We start from the raw sequence: 17,300 nt of genomic DNA on the forward strand, positions 1-17,300 counted from the left end.
TTCACCCAAGTAGTGGTAGTAGGCGCACAAGAGTATAAAGCAACCTGTATACCGCCAGGAAAGCGGTATACAGGTTGCAAGCATTTATCATAGTGCTTCTCTTACAGCAGGTTTGAATAAGTTAAATGACAACTCCGTAGTCGTACGAATCATGATCACCATCCAGGGTCATGAGTTCTTCCGCATAGCTGACAAGCTCCTTTGCTCTGTGAGCTGCCGTGTGATGCGACAGCACTTTTTTACGGGCACGCTCGCCTATCATTTTGCGCTCAGACTTACAGATTTCACGCAGATACCGGAGCGTGTCTGTGGCAGAGTAAGACACCAGAATTTCAGAATCTATTTTAAAGAAAGTATCCAGCCCTTCCCAATAATCAGATATAATCGGAGTGCCACAGGCCGCTGCCTCAAACAGGCGCACACTTGGTGCATAGCCTGCCTGTATCATGTCGGCGCGGGTGATGTTTTGTGTAAAGCGCTGGCTATTGTAAAACTTGCGGTGCTTTGCAGGCGGCAGGTGATTGATATGCTGCGTGTTAGCAGGCCACTGCACGGTTTCCGGATACTGCGGCCCGGCCACCACAAAGCGACCTCCCGGCCAGGCGCGTGCCGCATCCAACATCAGCTTCTCTAAAGGAGGCTGGCGGTCGTTGGAGTAAGTGCCGAGGTAACCGAGATCCCAGATGGCTTCCTGAAATTCCGGATAATACAAGGTCGGGTCAACAGAGCAGTAGAGGGCACGTGCCATGGGGGAGCCGTACTTTTCCTCCAGTAGGTCTAAAGTTGGGCCACCTGTAAACGACAGGTATAAATCGTATTTGGGTATCAGGTCCGGGTGCAGGTATTCATAGTCCTTGCGCTCGAGTTTAGCCAGTGTTACAGGTGTGTCAATGTCGTAAAAGGATTTAATACCCTGCGCCGTCTTTACGACCCATTCTCCTACCTGTACGCCGTCCGGCACATAAGAACCCACCATCACCAGATCAGCCTCGCGCACCTGTTCGGTAAAGCGCTGCTTTAAATCCTTCAGGGAGGTATAGAGTTCTGTCTGGCAGTACTCCGGTTCAGGAAGGTCACGGTGGCCTGCATACCAGGGCACATCACGCTCCAGAAAAAGTACATTGTTGTTCTGATTATTCAGCTCACGCACCAATCCACGGAAAGTGGTGGCGTGGCCATTGCCCCAGCTCGAGGTGATAGATAGACCAAGGATAACTATGTTCATGCCCATGCTGCATTAGATTGTTTCACTTTTGTATATAGCAACTTTTCCAGTTGCGCTGCCCTGTGGCGGTATGTATGTGCCGACAGTACTTTTCTATACGCAGCTTCTCCTATTTCCTTTGCATTTTCTTCTGATAAACTTGAAATAATTTCACTTATATCTGCACCGTCCTTCGCTACTAAGATTTCCTTGCCTGGCTCGAAGAAGAAATCAATACCCTCCCAGTAGTCGGTGATGATGCAGGCACCGGCGCCGGCAGCCTCAAAAACACGCGTAGCAGGCGAAAAACCATAGCGGGCCATGCTTTCGCGGCTGATGTTGAGCACCGCTTTGGGTGTGCAGTTAAAGGCATTGTGATCTTTAGTATACACGTGGCCGATGTAGGTAACATTATCGGTCATGGGTTTATCACTCCAGCCGCTGCCTCCAATCATGTATCGTTTATCTGGTGTTGCCGCAGCAGGCTTCAGGAAGAATTCCTCCACGCGTGCCTCCCTGTCCGGCAGCCGGTTGCCCAGAAAGGCAAGGTCGCAGGCAAACTTTGCGTCCGGTGCTACCGGGTGATGGGTGGCCGTATCCAGGGCATTGTAAATCGGCACACACTTCTTAGCACCCAGGGCTTCATAGGCATTTACCACTGGATCACCGCCACCATAGGTCAGTATCATGTCGTATTGCGGAATCAGCTGGTGGAACTGGTCATCGGGGTTGTGGTGCACGCGGTCCAGGGTGGCAGGCGCATCCACGTCCCAGAACACCACCAGCCGCTCTTCTGTCTGCAGTTGCAGCACCTCGCGCTCCAGCAGTTCATCAAACACGCCCACGCCACTGGCTTTAACAACCATATCGGCACTGGCTGCCTCCTGCAGGCATTTCGCCACAGCTTCTTCTGTCGCTTGATACACTACCACCTTTGCCCAGTCCGGGTCATCCATGTCGCGGTTTTTCTGGCGGTCGTAGGCATCTGGTTCGTAAAAGGTAATTTCATGGCCACGCTCGCTCAGCGCCCGCACTATACCTCTGTAATAGGTGGCGGCACCATTCCAATAAGCCGATACCAGACTTGAGCCGAAGAAGGCTATTTTCAATTTTTTACTTTTCATGCAGGGCTTGTTCTTTTTGGGTGAGGTATATTCTGGAAGTTCCTATACCTAGTTCTTCACACACCTTCTCCAGTTCGTCTACACGGTGGGCACAGGTGTGGCGGCTACGTATCGTCTGAAGGCCATGGTCGGTCACTTCTTTTGCTGTGCCAGGCCGGTTCAGGATGGTTTGCAGCTGCTGCTTCATTTCCTCGCCGGTGCGGGCCACTAAAAAGTCTTTGCCAGGCGTAAAGAGGTTTTCAGCGTCCTTCCATGGGGAGGATATCAGCGGTATACCACAGGCCATGGCCTCAAAAGGCCGGATAGTTGGAATACCGGGTAATGCCTCTACATAAGGCCTACGCGGCACGTGCACCGTTACTTTGTACTTCGCGAACTCCTCAGCGGCTTTATAGTTAGGCAGCCAGCCACCGTACTCAATACCAGCATCTGCCAGTGCCTGGCGGGCGTGCTCGGGATAACGCACCCCGTAAATCTTCGCCTTCAGCCCCAGTTCCTTCACCGGGTTTATCAGGAACTCGTGCAATTCAGCGGTGCGTTCTTCATCGCCCCAGTTGCCAATCCAGATTAAATCCCCCTCCTTTTCTTCTGTTTCGTGTGGGTAGAAGACGGAGGTGTCTGCCGCTTCGTGCCAAGTCCAGGCTTTGCTTGTCCAGTTTTCCTGCAGGTATAGGTCACGGATCACCTGTCCGAATGCCAGCACCCCGTCGTAATGTGTCAAGTCATACTTGCTCATGGCTTCACGCTCTGTTACGGCGCGGTGGTGGGTGTCATGGAAAATCAGTTTATAGTGGCCTGTGCTGGCGCGGTGTTCGCCGATGCGCTTCACCAGCTCGTGCTCATTCCACTCATGTACCAGCACCAGGTCGGCTTCTGTGAGAACATCATCTAGGTCCAGCGTTTCCAGGGTATAGAAATTTGTACTGACGCCGGGGTAATACTGCTGCAGCTCTTTCAGTTTTTCTTCTCCATAGCCTTCCACCAGGTTCTGCAGGCTCCAGCCGTTCTCAGGTTCATATACCTTTACCTGATGGCCCCGCTCCTCCAGTTCCCGCACGATGCCGCGCAAGAAGTGGGCGTTGCCATGGTTCCAGTCAGAAAGTATAGAATGGTAGAAAAGGGTTATCTTCATTTTTTAGAATTTTGAATGACTGAATAACTGAATAATTGAATAATTACTGTTAACATCCCGTGTATTCAGTCATTCAAAATCCAGTTAATCAAAATTTAAACTTTTACAGATGACTTTAGCAGCTGCCGGTATACATGGTCATAATCCTGGCCCATGGGGTCTGCGGTGTAGCCGTGAGAGCGTTTTACAGCACGACAGCCCATGATGTTGCGCCCAAATTCATCTTCCGTTAAGTTATTGAGCGTGTCCCGCAAATCATCGGCGCTTCCCGGATCGACGTACTTGGCGGCATTGCCCCATATTTCCATCAGGCTATCAGTTTTACCAATCACAAGGGCGCAACCGGACATGGCGGCTTCCAGTATGGTCAGTCCAAACGGCTCATACCTAGCTGGTAGCGCATAGATGGAGGCCCGTGAAAGCCAGTCAACCACTTCTTTCTCCGACAGCTGCCCCAGGAAATGCACATTCTCAAGTTCTACTGATTTGCCTGTGGCAGGGTGCTTCTCGTCACCGGCTATATACACGGGCCACTGCAAATCAGATGCAATGTGCGCCAGCATCGAAATGTTTTTTGCCTCGTCCCATACACGGCCCATGCTGAAAATAAAAGGTTCTTTTTTTCCAAACTGGTACGTGTTCTGGGCCCGCCCATTGTAAATGACAGTGCGGGCCTGAAACGGGCCGTAAAGTGACTCTGCCTGGTTCATCATGGCCTGGGTTGGGGCTACCACCATATTGGCGGCCTGCAAACCGCGCGTCACCATCTCTTTGTACTTACCCCAGTTTTTCGGTGCCTCCTCGTCCTTCACGGCTCTCCACCACGACAGCACACAGGAATGCACCACCACCACCACCGGTACGCCCCATTCCAAGCCACCATGCACCATGGCATTCAGGTGCACAATATCCGGCTGCACTTCGTCTTTCAGCTGCAACAGCCAGGCGCCTGCCTTTTCTACGTCCTCCCAGGGTTCCTCCATCCACTCCAGTTTATAGTCACTCTCATGCAGGGTCAGGTTATTGAGTTCCTCCACCTGCCTTCGCTGATCGGCACTTAGAGGTCCACCCATCGTGGCCAATGCTACCTGCGTTCCGAACGGTGCCAGTGCGCCCACCAGTTCTATTGTATAATTCCAAACCCCTCCTACCGTATCTGTAGTCATCAGGATTTTTGAAGGATGATGTGCTTCCATCTGCTTATCTGCCGTAAATTTTATCTAATACTTCTGCTACCTTTACATATTCTTCTGCCGCTTCATCAAAGCCTTCGCCATTGGCCAGCCGCTTTGCCCAGGCCACTCCTGCCCTGCCCGACCACTCATCTGGCGGCGAGCACAGTGTTTCGGTTTTGGTGCCATAGTAGCGCTCGGCTACGAAATCGTAGAAAGACCCGTTCACATTTTTCATGGCTACACCACCCTCTGTGCCGTAAAAGGTGGCGCTGATGATGGCTTCCTGGCCAGCCGGCAGGTTCCAGGAGCAGCTTAGCTGCATGTGAGTGTTTCCCGCTAATTCCATACTGGCCGAGGCATAGTCTTCTACCTTACCCTCTGCCATGCCTATTGGTTTGCCTTTCGAGAACAGCTGGCTCTGCACCTGCTTCACCTTCGGGAAATTCAGCGACCACAAAGCCAGGTCCACCAGGTGCACGCCCAGGTCAATGACGCAGCCGCCACCGGAAAGCTTGGGTTCATAGAACCAGGCTTTGTCAGGGCCATAGGCATTATGGAAGACCAGCTCAACAGCATAAATGTGGCCTAATTCACCGCTCTGCACCACCTTATATACCTCCTGCATGGCAGCGGTATGGCGGTACGACAAGTCTACTCCCAGCAATTTGTTGTTTTTCCGGGCAGCTTCCACGACCCTTTTTGTTTCCTCCACGTTGCGGCCCAATGGCTTCTGACAGAAAACAGATTTGCCCGCCTCCAAGGCCAACTCACTTTGCTCGGCATGGAAAGCACTTGGGGTGGCGATAACGATGCCCTCTACCGCCGGTTCATGCAGCATAGCCTCCAGCGAAGGGACATGCTTTGCTTTAGGAGCGCTTTTAAGCGCCTCCTCCGCGTTGTGTGGTGCAGTATCAGCGATATAGGTTACTTCACCAGCATCATGCTTGGCTATCATTTCCATACGGTTACGGCCAATCCACCCTACACCCAAAAAGCCAAGCCTAGGCTTAGCGGAGGTAGATGAAGAAGATGCTGAAGTTCCCTGTTGTTTATCCTGTATCGTGTCTGGCATAGTTTAGTACGTTATAAGGGCTTTTACAAATCCGTCGGGGCGGCTTTTCAGGTTATCGAATGCTTTATCGATGTTTCCTAAGGTATAGGTGTGTGTGTACAGCTTATCCGGGTTCAGGGTTCCGTCTGACACTGCTTTTGCCGCTGCCTTGATGCCTTTAATGTATTCCTGTGGGTCGCGCTCATGCGCATTGATGACATCAATGCCGCGCCAGTTCCAGAGCTGGATGTTTACCTGCCGCATGCCGTCCTGGTGAAATCCGGCAATGATGAGTTTGCCACGCTCTGCCGTCAGTTCACCCGCCAAATTCAGCGGCCATTCTTTTCCAGTGCACTCTATCACGCGCTCACAGAAATTTTCCCCTGTCAGCTCCTTTACTTTTTCAATGATTTTATAGTGGTCATCCATTGGAACGATTTCATCGGCACCACATTCCTTTGCCATCTCCAGCGAGAACTCCCGCTGCGACACAGCAATAACTCTTGCGCCGGCATTTTTTGCCAGCTGCACCAGCAGTGCCCCAAGAAAACCCACACCTAGTATGGCCACTGTCTGACCGGCAGAGATATCGCTTCTCTTAAAAATATTCATGGCGCAGCCCAGCGGCTCACCGGGAAAAGGCTTACCTGCCAATGCTTCCGGCAGTTTCACCACCTTATCGGCATCCGCGATGTCATACTCGGCATAAGAGTTGTAGGAAAGGGCCGCCACACGGTCTCCCGGCTTTACGTTTTCTACGCCTGCTCCTATAGCATCCACTATTCCCCACCCTTCGTGCCCCGGGTTACCGGCGGCAACAGGATAGGTAAACCACTCGCGGCCTTCCCAAACAGGTATGTTGGAGGCGCAGAGGCCGCAGCCTTCCAAACGCAGACGCACCTGCCCGGCCTGTGGCTCCGGCAGGGTGGCGTCCTGTACTTCTACTCTTTCTGGTGCTGTAATCACAGCAGTTTTCATGCTTGTAGCGGGGGTAGTGGCTACAGCTTTATCTTCTGGTGTCAGTGTTTCTTGCATTTTAAGCTACTGCTACTTTTTTGGCGGGTTCTTCTTGGATATTTTTAGATGATATAGTGAATGGCACCTTTATTCCTCTGTTCTCGCAGAGCCACTGGTACAGCTTAGCTACCCCTTCCTGCACATTGTGCTTGGAGTACCAGCCGGTGGCTTCCTGGAACTTGCGCGTGTCCGACACATAATAGTGCTGGTCGCCCGGCCGCCAGTCGCCGAACCTGAGCTGCACTTCTTTGCCCCGGTACCTGCCGATTGTTTTCAGCAGTTCCAGCAAGCTTACTGTGTTCTCTGTGCCGCCTCCTATATTGAATGCCTGCCCGGAGATATGTTCGATGTGCTTGTGTGCCAACAGAAAAGCATCCACCAGGTCCTCCACAAAAAGAATATCACGCACCTGCTTTCCATCGCCGTATATGTTGATTGGTTGGCCTTCGATGGCCCGGATGGCAAAGTGGGCTACCCAGCCCTGGTCTTCGTTGCCATACTGATGCGGCCCGTAGATGCAGCTCATCCGAAACACCGCCATCGGCAGGTTATAGGTGCGGGCATAGTCTACCACATACTGGTCGGCGGCGCCTTTAGAGCAGCCGTAGGGACTGTGAAAGTCCAGCGGGCGCTTTTCACTGATGCCGTTTTCCTTTATTTCTTTATCTGAAGGGTAGTAGCGGGACCCGTTGGAGATGAACTCCACGTCTTCGAGGCCGCCGTATACTTTGTTTGTGGAGGTAAACACCAGCGGTGGCGGGTTGTCCTGCTCGCGTATAGCTTCCAGCACATTCATGACACCACGCGCATTAATTTCGAAGTCATTCATGGGCAGGTCCAGCGAGGTGGTCACTGCTACCTGGGCAGCGAAGTGATATACCGCCTCAGCACGCTGCATTACATAGCGCACCGTCTGCAGGTTACGGATGTCGCCGACGTATATCTCCAGATTCTCCGGGTAGTTCTCGTGCAGCCACTGCAGGTTCTGCTCCACGCCATCGCGGGAAAGGCTGTCGAACACCATCACGCGTTTTCCTTCAGACAGCAGCCGCTTAGCCAGGTTAGTACCCACAAAGCCCGCTCCACCCGTTATAAGGGTATAAGGCGCAGTATTCTCGTGGATGGTGCGCGTGATATGCGTTAAGTTCTCCAGTTGCTCCAGGCCATGTTTGGCCCACAAACGGTACAGCAGTTTGGAGCTGCCGTCGGAACGTTTGAGGCCAAAATGATACTCCCTGTCATCTAAATGAAAGCCTCCCACAGTGGGGTGTTTGGCATTCAAGTCGTAGGCACCATACCAGTATACCCTGGTTGCATCTGCCTTCAGCACTTCTTTGAACTCCTGCACCTGCTTCAGCTCATCGTGCTGCCAGGTAGAGAAGCCAGCCTCCGTTATCCAGAGTTCGGCTGTGCAGTTGTTCTGGTCCAGCACCTCACGCACCGCTTTGATGTTTTCATCCCATCCGTCCCACATCTGGTCGAACACAAACGGGAAGCCATGTATACCTACCGCATCGATATGCTCCATCACACCGCGCTCAAACATCATTTGCAGCCAGTTCGGGTCTATTGGGCTCATACCGCCCAGCAGGGTCTTCTTGCCCAATTGCTTGCACCAGTAAGCAGCGCCGCCCACCATCTCCGCGAACTTGTTCCAGCCGTAGTCCAGCGTAAAGTCATACTCTATCTGGTTGTTGGGTTCGTTCCAAAGCTCCACCCACTCAAAATGCTCCCCCATGTCCTTGATGAACACGTCCAGAAAGTCAGCGTAAGCCTTCTTGTCTCTTGGCGGGGAAGAGGTGCGTGGTTTCTCGCCCAGGGAAGGCGGTGTGTATAGGAAGCATGGCAGCACGTTTAATTCTTTTGCGAGAGTAGGTATAAGCCAGTTATACCACCCTTTGCCCTCTGGTGTATAGTAATCAGCCCACGATACGCCTGTTCTGAGCTCTGTTACGCCCAGTTCCTTCAAGTCGGCGAGCACCTGCTTTACGCGCTCATGCTCTCCTACCCGGAACCATTCCACTATTCCGACTTTGGGGAGTGACTTTTCGTTTTTAGCGTTCTTTATTTTCATAGTGATGAGAATCCTTTTTAATAAATCAGAAAATGGGTGCTTTAGTTTTAGCTCAGACAGTTAAACCGCGCGCAGCCAGTTCGGCACTTGCCTCATTCACCCTGTCATACGCAATCTGCCCTTCGAGCCAGTTAGCCAGTTCTTCCAGCCCATTGTTGAACTCTACCTGCGGATAAAAACCAAGTACCTCATTTGCCAGGGAGATGTCGGCATAGCAGTGGCGGATATCGCCTACCCTGTATTTGCCTGTTACCTCCGGCTTCAGGTGCGTCTTGTCCATGACAGTGGCCAGCCGCTCCGCTATCTCCTGTATGGTATAGTTGTTTCCGCTGCCCACGTTAAAGACTTTACCAGTAGCTTCTTCCTTCTCCATGGCCAATCGGCAAGCCAACGCCACATCGCGCACATGCACAAAGTCACGCTGTTGATATCCGTCTTCGAAAATCATGGGAGAATTGTTATTTAAAAGTCGGGAGGCGAAAATAGCCAGCACCCCGGTGTAAGGGTTTGATAATGCCTGGCGCGTACCGTACACGTTAAAGAAACGCATGGCCACCGTTGGGATGTTGTAGGCCCTGCCCACCATCAGGCAAAGGCGCTCCTGGTCGTATTTAGACAGGGCGTATACGGAAGATAATGATGGAATCTTAGATTCGGGTGTAGGAATCGGCTGCAAAGGCTGGCCTTTGTCATATAACTCCCAATCGGCGGCTTTTAATTGCTCCAGCGGTCGCTCCTGCGCGGTTACCAGTTCACCATTCAAGCTTTTACAGAGGCCTTCTCCATAGATACTCATGCTGCTGGCTACCACCAGCTTCTTTACAGGGTGCTTGATGAGTGCCTCCAGGAGCACGGCTGTGCCCATGTTATTTACATCGGTGTATTCCTTTATCTCATACATACTCTGGCCAACACCAACCATCGCGGCAAAATGGAAAACATATTCCACCCCCTCCAGTGCCTTGTCCACGTCTTCGCGGTTGCGCACATCACCTATCACCAACTCTACGTCCTCGTGCAGGTATTCGGGTCTTTTGCAGTCTTTGCCATGCACCTGCTCGCTCAGGTTATCCAGTGCTCTTACCTCATACCCCTGGCTCAGCAACTCATCTGCCAGGTGCGACCCAATAAAACCAGCACCTCCGGTTATCAATACTTTGCTTTTCATAGTCTGTTGTTCTTTCATGGTATGTAACAGATCCAAGTGTCCGGACTAAAGACTTCAGATCTGTTTATTCTTTTGCTAAACTTATAATATCCTTTGTACCCCCTCCTTGCTTTTGAAGACCGGTACAAAAAGTATTTAAAGCATTCTTTTTGTTTACACCTTTTACTTTCTGCACATAATTTAAAAAGGCTGTGCCGTTGGTCTTATGGTGATGTTGTTCAATGACACACCCGGAGGTTTACTTAAGGCATACAACACAGCATCTGCCACATCATCAGCAGAAATAGAACCGTACCCGATGTCTTCTGCTGTGTGGAACCCGGAAACAGTATTCTTAAAGAAGGTAGTATCAGTCACTCCTGGCGCCACTATTGTCACCCTTACGGCCGGCAGCACCTCCTGGCGCAGCGTTTCGGCCACCACCTCTAAAGCAGATTTAGTGGCGGCATATACACCACCATAAGGGTAAGCCTGTCCCGCCGAAACAGACGACACCAGCACCACATCGCCATGCCCCGCCTCCAGCATGCCTGGCACAAAGGCACGGATCAGCCGCAGGACACCCATCAGGTTGGTGTCTATAATTTGCCGCCATTTCTCTGGGTCTCCTTCCGTCAGCTTCTCATGAATGCCACGCCCTGCACTGCAAATAAGTATATCCGGTGTGCCAAGCTTTTCCTGCACACCGGCAAAGAGTGCATCCACAGCGTGTGCCGCTGTTACGTCGCAGGTAAAAGGGTAAACGTTTGATGACAGGTCAGAAGGCGGTTGCAGGTCAGCTACAGCAGTTACAACATCGGCCAAAGACAATCTCTCAACAATGGCCCGGCCTATGCCTGATCCACCTCCGCTCACTACTGCTTTTTTGCCTTTTAACTGCTGCACTCTGCTTGTATAATTCTGCTCCTTATATAGAAATAATTGTATCCTTCGCTAGCTTGCTAGAACGTAGTTGAGGCAAGTAGGGTTGTAGATGCTGCTCAAGGCCTATATAAAAACAGCTGTATTTTTGGCTAACTATTCAATTTTTCAAGGCTTTGCTGCCTCCATAAAAATGCATCGCTCGGTCCTGTTTCTATAGCCGAATTTTTCGAAGTGGCGCACTTATACTACCTTGCTGTTTACAACAAGTGTATAGCACCAAAATGAACTTTGAACAGGTACCCCTTCTGGAGGATGCACGCGTGCTGCTACGCCCTTTTCACCCCTCAGACACAGCGGCTCTTCGTACTATTGCCTTTGATGAGGAAATCTGGCGCTATATGATTACGCGCATCAGTAACGAGCAGGAACTGGAGGCTTGGATACAGACTGCCACCAATGGCTACCAACTCGGCACACGCTATACCTTTATGATAGAGGACAAAGTCACTGGTAAGCTGGCTGGCAGCACTAGCTATGGCAATATCTCGGTACCTGATAAACGCCTGGAGATTGGCTGGACCTGGCTAAGCGGGGAATACAGGGGCAGCGGACTGAACAGACACTGTAAGTTTCTGCTGCTGCGCTATGCTTTTGAGGTACTGCAGATGGAGCGGGTAGAGCTAAAAGGAGATGCGCTGAATATGCGTTCCCGCAAAGCCATGCTCAAAATCGGGGCTACGGAAGAGGGCATCCTGCGCAGCCACACCCTGATGCACGACGGCCGCCGCCGCGACACTATCTACTACAGCATCCTGCGGCCCGAGTGGGAGCAAATCAAAAGCACCATCTTCAAAGACCCGGCAGCACCCCTGCAGGCATAAGCAGACAGTACAAGGGCCTTGGCTGTAAGCCTATACATTGCTTTTTCGTATACCTGTATAACCTATATATTACATAGTATAGAGAACCGCAAATAGCCAGGCATTTGGAGACGCAACCGCACAGACCTCACTTACCCAAACGGATATTCCTGATACGACACGCGCGGCCGGAGGTAGCTGCAAAAGGCTTCTTCAGCGCAGCAGCAGCCAGCCGGTATATTTCCGACTACGATGCCGCCCAGGTAGAGGAATTCGTGCTGCAGCATGAGTCAATTCCCTATAAAGAAATCAAGGCTGTATACTGCAGCACCCTCATCCGCTCCCAACTTACGGCCAAAGCTATTTTCGGAGAGCAGGTGCTTCTGAAGGTGAAACACGAGTTTCGGGAGTTTGAACGGAAAATATTCTCTCTGCCATTCCTGCGACTGCCTATAAAGCTGTGGTTAGTTTCTGCCCGCATCCTCTGGTTTATGGGAATCAACAGCAAAGGCATCGAGACGTTTAAAGCAGCGAGGTGGCGGGCCAGGAAATGTGCGGAGCTACTGGCGGAAGATGCCCATGAAAATGCCACCACCGTGCTGGTAGCACACGGCCTGCTGAACTATTTTATTCGGAGAGAGTTGAAACAAATGGGATGGCACCAGACAGTGAAGGGCGGAAGCGGTTTTGTCAGCCTGAATGTGATGGAGAAGCGTGTAAGGCAGTAGCTTTACCTAAACGTTTTTTGTATGAAAAAAGCGCCTTTACTGCTATGGCAGTAAAGGCGCTTTAAATTTTGCTTTTGCTGTTCTGGCACTGCCAGATTTAGGCTAAGCGGGTATGATTAGTAACCGCTTGTTTGCTGGCCGCTAAGATTCTCATTTGCATCAATCTCAGCCTGCGGAATAGGCCATGCCCACTCGCGTGCATCTGGCGCTAACGTACAGTTCGTAACAGGAGAAGGGCAATCCTCGCGCACCAGGTTACGGGTGGTTCTCTTTATATCAAACCATCTGTGGCCTTCTACAAATAGCTCTTTACGTCTTTCGAGTGCAATCGCATTCAGCAAATCCTCACCTAGCAATACAACAGGAACGTAACCCTCAATTCTAGCGTCCCGAAGTGTATTCAGATCTTCTAGGGCACCTGCCATATCATCCTGCATCGCTCTCGCCTCCGCTCGGATCAGGTACATTTCGCCGGTTCTAAACACTTTCCAGTTTACTAAGTTGTCCTGGGCTGTACCACGGGTCACAAACTTATTCACAATCACTCTTTCATTTTCTCCACGGGTTCTTGTGCTGAAATATGATGGGAATCTGATGTCATCTTCCATATCATACTCCTCCACTAACTCTTCAGAAGGTCTGAAGCGGTTACGGTTAGAAGGGGCATTAAACACACCACCTGAAGGAGTACCTTCACCTGCATTAAAGGAAATAGCCCAGATTACTTCATCATCCGTTGCATCCATCCAGATATCCGCAAACTCGCCTCTGCTAGCTAAAGGTATTTCCTCAATCACCAATGTAGCATATTCCTCAGCAGCCGCATACTGTTCTGCATACAGGTTTACCCGGGCCAAAATGGCTCTTGTTACTGTCTGGTCAATATAAGCTCTGTTAGAAGCATTGATATCTCTGTCAACATTTTCCAAAAGCGTTTCTGCTTCCTGAAGGTCTCTTAAGATATTATCATATGTCTCACTTACAGTTAAACGGCTTGGCATTTCCTCCGGATCCACCGTTGTCTTATAAGGCACCCCCAAGGCAGTTGAGTTTCTGTCGAAGCTTTCGCCCCAGTAGCGCAGCAGGTCAAAGTGTACCATGCCCCGGATTGCCAGCGCCTGCCCTTTAAGTCTGTTCACTCTTTCAGCATCTTCATCAGAAAACTGCTCAATATTATTTAGCACCAGGTTGGCATTGTTGATTACAGAATAAGCAGCAAGCCAGGCAATCGCAATATCAGACTCATCGGCTGTATATACCCAGTTTGACTGGTTAGCCCAGTTTCCGAGGTCCTCATTTGTCTGCACCAGGTTATCAGACATCATGTCCGGCAAAGTTGACCATGTGCCGGTGGTTTGTCCACCGCTTGCAAAATAGCCTACCTGGCGGAATGCGGCATAAGCTCCGGTTAAGGCAAACTCATAACCATCCAAATCGGTGAAAACCTGACCAGGCTCTCTTGAAAATTCCGGCTCCACCTCAATTATATCTTCACAGGCAGATAGCCCCAAAGCACAGCATAGTCCTATACCTAAAAATATTCGTTGAATCTTCATTTTTTAAATTTTTATTAATTAGAAACCAACATTTAAGCCAAAAGTAACGGTACGCAGGGCTGGGTATTGTGCACCTGTCAGTGATCCGCCGGTTACTTCAGGGTCAAATCCCTGGAAGTCAGTCCATGTTACTAAGTTTTGGCCTTGAGCAAATACTCTAATGCTGTTTAATCCAATAGAGTTTACTACTGAACTTGGCAGAGAATAAGATACATTGATGTTTCGAAGTCTCAGGAAGTCCCCCTCCTCTACAAAACGTGTTGTTCCGCTTCTGAATGGAGCTCCCGGACGAGGGATATTGGTGATATCACCAGGCTCCTGCCACTCATCCAACATAGAAAGTGCCAGGTTATCCCACAGGTACTGAGGGTTCTCTACGTTTGCTCGGTCATTGTTAAATATTTGGTTGCCTCTCACAAAGCTGAAGAAAGAGCTTACTTCAAAACCTTTGAAATTTAGGGCAGTTCCAAAACCACCAAAGAATGGTGCCTCTGTTGTACCCACTAGAACACGGTCGCTTGGGTCATAAGTCTCCGTGATAGTGCCATCCGCTGTGTAGTACTGTGGGTTACCGTTGTCGGGGTTTACGCCAGCATAACGCACTACATAAAGCGAGTTGATTGGCTCACCCACACGATTGATGAAAATACCATTGACAATTTCTTCCTGGTCTCCTACTAATTGCGTCACCTCGTTTTTATTGTAAGTCAGGCTTACATTGGCGCTCCAGGTAAAATCCGGAGTTGCTACGATATCACCATTCAAAGCAAGTTCCACACCTCTGTTTCGCAATTCACCCACGTTGGAGGTTAGTTCTTCGTAGCCAGTAGTTCTGGAAAGTTGCCTGTCCAGGAACAGGTCGCTGGTAACTGAGTTATAGAATTCTACTGTAGTACCTAATCTTCCATTTAGCGTAGAAAATTCAAGACCTGTGTTGAAGGTAGTTTTTCTTTCCCACTGTAATAATGGGTTAGCCAGCTGAATCTGCCCTAAACCGCTTACACCAGCATAAACTTGTCTGCCAAATAATTCTCTTGGCGCAAAATCCTCATCCAGCGCCTGGTTACCAGCAGAACCGTAAGAAGCTTTAAACTTGATGTCGTTGAATACATCTGTTATGCCCTGCATGAAAGGTTCGTCAGATACAATCCAACTCAGACCTACAGAACCGAAGTTAGCAAAACGTCTGTCAGCGCCGAAACGAGAAGAACCGTCACGACGGGCACCTAGCGTAATGAAGTATCTGTCGCGGAAGCCGTAGTTGATGTTGGTAAAATAAGATAATAAGGCATTTTCGGTGCCCCCTCCGCCAACAGCAGGAATAAATCCGTTAGAAGCATTTCCAGGTGTGATACCCGCTTCGTTTGAGAAGGCACCTCCTAAACCATACCCAGTAAAGTTGAAGCCTCTTCCTATTCTCTTTACAATCTCATTATACAAAGCCACAGTTAGCGTATGCTCCCCTCCAAATTGCGTGCTATACGAGGCAGAGGTTGTTCCGGTGTACAGGAATCTTCTGTTATAACCACGGCCAAAGGAACCTGAACCACCCGTAGAGAATTGGCCGGAAACTGTAGAAGGGTCAACATAGCGGGACTCTTCATTGGATGTGAAGTCACCACCCCAAGTAGTTCTGAAAGATAAGCCTTCTAGGAAAGGAGCCTTATAGCCTACAAACACATTACCTACAGCTTTTAATTGCTGCCTTAAGTTATTGTTCTCCAGAAGTTCCTGTAAGGCATTCGGCTGGCCAGATACCATCTGCGTATAGTTACCCTCTTCGTCATAAGGCGTCTCATATGGGTTTGTCCAACGGATCGCATTCAAAGGAGAAGCTATACTTGAGTTAGCCTCACTGGTGTTGGTGAACTCAGAATAACCAAAAGTAGAATTCAAGCCGAAGTTAAAATTACCAGCGTTCGATTCGACATTTGCTCTACCAGTGTAACGCTCTAAGCCAGTATTCTGTACTGTACCCGTCTGGTCGAAAACAGAACCAGAAAGGTAGTATGTAGTTTTCTCACTACCACCGGAGGCGCTTAGCGTGTGGTTCTGCGTAGTACCCTTCTGGAAGAAAACATCTTCCCAGTTTGTGTCTACTTGTCTCAGTCTTGCCAAGTCGTCATCATCCCATCCGTAAGGGTTGCCTCTTTGCAACTCATACTGCAGCTTCTCCTCTGTGTTCATCAGTTCAAGTCTGTTTTCAGGAGCTCTTGAAAAACCGTACTGCACATCGTAGTTGATGCGTGTTCTGCCAGCAATACCGCTTCTGGTAGTAATTACCACAACACCATTGGCACCTCTTGAACCATAAATGGATGTGGCAGATGCATCTTTCAGAACCGTAAGGCTTTCAAAATCGGCAGGGTTCAGCGTAGCAAAATCATTGGCTGTAATCTGAACACCATCCATGATGTACAGTGGTTCGTTATTACCCACGATGGAGCCTCTGCCACGAATTACAACGTTTGCAGCCGCTCCTGGCTGGCCAGAGTTGGCCTGCACCAAAATTCCAGGTGCTCTACCTTGCAAGGCCTGGTCAAAAGATGCAAGCGGCACCTGTCTGATTTCTTCTGCCTTTATGGTAGAAATAGAGCCTGCCACCTCGCGGTTTGTCTGCGTAGTATAACCCGTCACTACTACTTCCGACAATTGCCTTGTATCCGGGCTCATGCTAGCATTAATAGTGGCTCTTCCTTCAACCGGAACCTCCTGCGTTGTCATACCAATCTGTCTGAATACCAGCGTTGCATTCGCAGGATTCACATTAGCTGGAATAGTGACAGAGTATTCTCCGTTAACTCCAGTGCTTGTTCCGGTGGTAGTACCTTTAACGATAACAGTAACACCCGGCAGACCCTGTCCTGTCTCCTGCTCTGTTACCGTACCTGTAACTGTTCCACCTTGTGCCATCACCTGTTGTATCAGGCATAGCATGAAAGCAAAATTCAATAATAAAATTTTTCTCATGTCAGGTTTTAGTTAAGAAAATAAAGTTGATAATCCGGAAATATGAAGTGAAGGGTTAAGTACGCTCTTGATATGCTGCGTAGTTGATCAAAAATGCCTAGTATATGAAGATATTGCACGACACCCTCCCATTCCAACACGAAAGATACACTACTGGAAGCTATTTGAAAATAGCACCAAAGTGTATCAGGGCGCAAAGGTAATAACTAAAAGTTTATTTTTGATGCAATTTTTCAACAATAAGTTCTCCTGATTGTAATTAACGCAATCCAGCCTCCCTTTTCACTGTTAAAAATTAATACCGGCAGAAGATAGTTATCATGCAGGAAATAAAGAATAAGCTGAATTTTCCGGCGGAAAATTGTAAAACTCTTGCC

At 49.8% G+C, this 17,300-nt stretch carries 13 protein-coding genes; 2 read left to right on the forward strand and 11 right to left on the reverse strand.

The window, feature by feature from the left end; translation table 11 throughout:
- Positions 1–121: 121 nt before the first annotated feature.
- From E1919_RS19870 to E1919_RS19910, 9 genes are all read right to left on the reverse strand, one after another.
- Entirely contained in the window at positions 122–1,225 is a 1,104-nt protein-coding gene (locus tag E1919_RS19870) for a CgeB family protein (RefSeq protein ID WP_162055173.1), read from the reverse strand.
- The gene (locus E1919_RS19875; protein WP_162055174.1) at positions 1,222–2,328 is read right to left on the reverse strand and encodes a CgeB family protein; all 1,107 of its coding nucleotides are present in this window, start codon (positions 2,326–2,328) and stop codon (positions 1,222–1,224) included. Before E1919_RS19875 ends, E1919_RS19870 begins: the two co-directional genes overlap by 4 nt.
- A complete protein-coding gene (locus E1919_RS19880) occupies positions 2,318–3,460 on the reverse strand; it encodes a CgeB family protein (protein WP_162055175.1) in 1,143 nt (380 codons plus the stop codon). Before E1919_RS19880 ends, E1919_RS19875 begins: the two co-directional genes overlap by 11 nt.
- A 95-nt stretch (positions 3,461–3,555) precedes the next feature.
- Positions 3,556–4,656 (reverse strand): glycosyltransferase family 4 protein, encoded by a 1,101-nt coding sequence (locus E1919_RS19885; protein WP_237144681.1) that lies wholly within the window; start codon positions 4,654–4,656, stop codon positions 3,556–3,558.
- 4 nt (positions 4,657–4,660) lie between these two features.
- Positions 4,661–5,707, reverse strand: coding sequence for a Gfo/Idh/MocA family protein (locus E1919_RS19890; RefSeq protein WP_162055176.1), 1,047 nt, complete (start codon positions 5,705–5,707; stop codon positions 4,661–4,663).
- Positions 5,708–5,710: 3 nt separating this feature from the next.
- A complete protein-coding gene (locus tag E1919_RS19895; RefSeq protein WP_202915952.1) occupies positions 5,711–6,721 on the reverse strand; it encodes an MDR/zinc-dependent alcohol dehydrogenase-like family protein in 1,011 nt (336 codons plus the stop codon).
- A 1-nt stretch (position 6,722) separates the two neighbouring features.
- Positions 6,723–8,777 (reverse strand): GDP-mannose 4,6-dehydratase, encoded by a 2,055-nt coding sequence (locus tag E1919_RS19900; protein ID WP_162055177.1) that lies wholly within the window; start codon positions 8,775–8,777, stop codon positions 6,723–6,725.
- 52 nt (positions 8,778–8,829) lie between these two features.
- Positions 8,830–9,945, reverse strand: a complete 1,116-nt coding sequence (locus tag E1919_RS19905) for an NAD-dependent epimerase/dehydratase family protein (protein WP_162055178.1) — start codon at positions 9,943–9,945, stop codon at positions 8,830–8,832.
- A 180-nt stretch (positions 9,946–10,125) separates the two neighbouring features.
- The gene (locus E1919_RS19910; RefSeq protein ID WP_162055179.1) at positions 10,126–10,830 is read right to left on the reverse strand and encodes an SDR family oxidoreductase; all 705 of its coding nucleotides are present in this window, start codon (positions 10,828–10,830) and stop codon (positions 10,126–10,128) included.
- Between the two features lie 260 nt (positions 10,831–11,090).
- Here E1919_RS19910 and E1919_RS19915 point away from each other — a divergent pair, with 260 nt between their 5' ends.
- Together E1919_RS19915 and E1919_RS19920 are read left to right on the forward strand one after the other, a co-directional pair.
- Positions 11,091–11,690 (forward strand): GNAT family N-acetyltransferase, encoded by a 600-nt coding sequence (locus E1919_RS19915; protein ID WP_162055180.1) that lies wholly within the window; start codon positions 11,091–11,093, stop codon positions 11,688–11,690.
- Positions 11,691–11,794: 104 nt separating this feature from the next.
- Positions 11,795–12,397 carry a histidine phosphatase family protein gene (locus E1919_RS19920; RefSeq protein ID WP_162055181.1) on the forward strand — a complete coding sequence of 201 codons (603 nt, stop codon included), beginning with the start codon at positions 11,795–11,797 and terminating at the stop codon, positions 12,395–12,397.
- 116 nt (positions 12,398–12,513) lie between these two features.
- Here the strand turns inward: E1919_RS19920 and E1919_RS19925 are convergent, their stop codons facing one another.
- Positions 12,514–13,953, reverse strand: a complete 1,440-nt coding sequence (locus tag E1919_RS19925; RefSeq protein WP_162055182.1) for a RagB/SusD family nutrient uptake outer membrane protein — start codon at positions 13,951–13,953, stop codon at positions 12,514–12,516.
- Positions 13,954–13,971: 18 nt separating this feature from the next.
- Entirely contained in the window at positions 13,972–16,923 is a 2,952-nt protein-coding gene (locus E1919_RS19930; RefSeq protein ID WP_162055183.1) for a SusC/RagA family TonB-linked outer membrane protein, read from the reverse strand.
- Positions 16,924–17,300: the final 377 nt, after the last annotated feature.

The sequence above is a fragment of the Pontibacter pamirensis genome (genome assembly GCF_010015475.1).
Lineage (GTDB): Bacteria > Bacteroidota > Bacteroidia > Cytophagales > Hymenobacteraceae > Pontibacter > Pontibacter pamirensis.

Bases quoted from the DNA above. Each gene is read 5' to 3' on its own strand.
- E1919_RS19880 (WP_162055175.1), bottom strand. From the start codon at position 3,460: ATGAAGATAACCCTTTTCTACCATTCTATACTTTCTGACTGGAACCAT.
- E1919_RS19885 (WP_237144681.1), bottom strand. From the start codon at position 4,656: ATGGAAGCACATCATCCTTCAAAAATCCTGATGACTACAGATACGGTA.
- E1919_RS19905 (WP_162055178.1), bottom strand. From the start codon at position 9,945: ATGAAAAGCAAAGTATTGATAACCGGAGGTGCTGGTTTTATTGGGTCG.
- E1919_RS19925 (WP_162055182.1), bottom strand. From the start codon at position 13,953: ATGAAGATTCAACGAATATTTTTAGGTATAGGACTATGCTGTGCTTTG.
- E1919_RS19890 (WP_162055176.1), bottom strand. From the start codon at position 5,707: ATGCCAGACACGATACAGGATAAACAACAGGGAACTTCAGCATCTTCT.
- E1919_RS19930 (WP_162055183.1), bottom strand. From the start codon at position 16,923: ATGAGAAAAATTTTATTATTGAATTTTGCTTTCATGCTATGCCTGATA.
- E1919_RS19870 (WP_162055173.1), bottom strand. From the start codon at position 1,225: ATGAACATAGTTATCCTTGGTCTATCTATCACCTCGAGCTGGGGCAAT.
- E1919_RS19895 (WP_202915952.1), bottom strand. From the start codon at position 6,721: ATGCAAGAAACACTGACACCAGAAGATAAAGCTGTAGCCACTACCCCC.
- E1919_RS19875 (WP_162055174.1), bottom strand. From the start codon at position 2,328: ATGAAAAGTAAAAAATTGAAAATAGCCTTCTTCGGCTCAAGTCTGGTA.
- E1919_RS19900 (WP_162055177.1), bottom strand. From the start codon at position 8,777: ATGAAAATAAAGAACGCTAAAAACGAAAAGTCACTCCCCAAAGTCGGA.
- E1919_RS19915 (WP_162055180.1), top strand. From the start codon at position 11,091: ATGAACTTTGAACAGGTACCCCTTCTGGAGGATGCACGCGTGCTGCTA.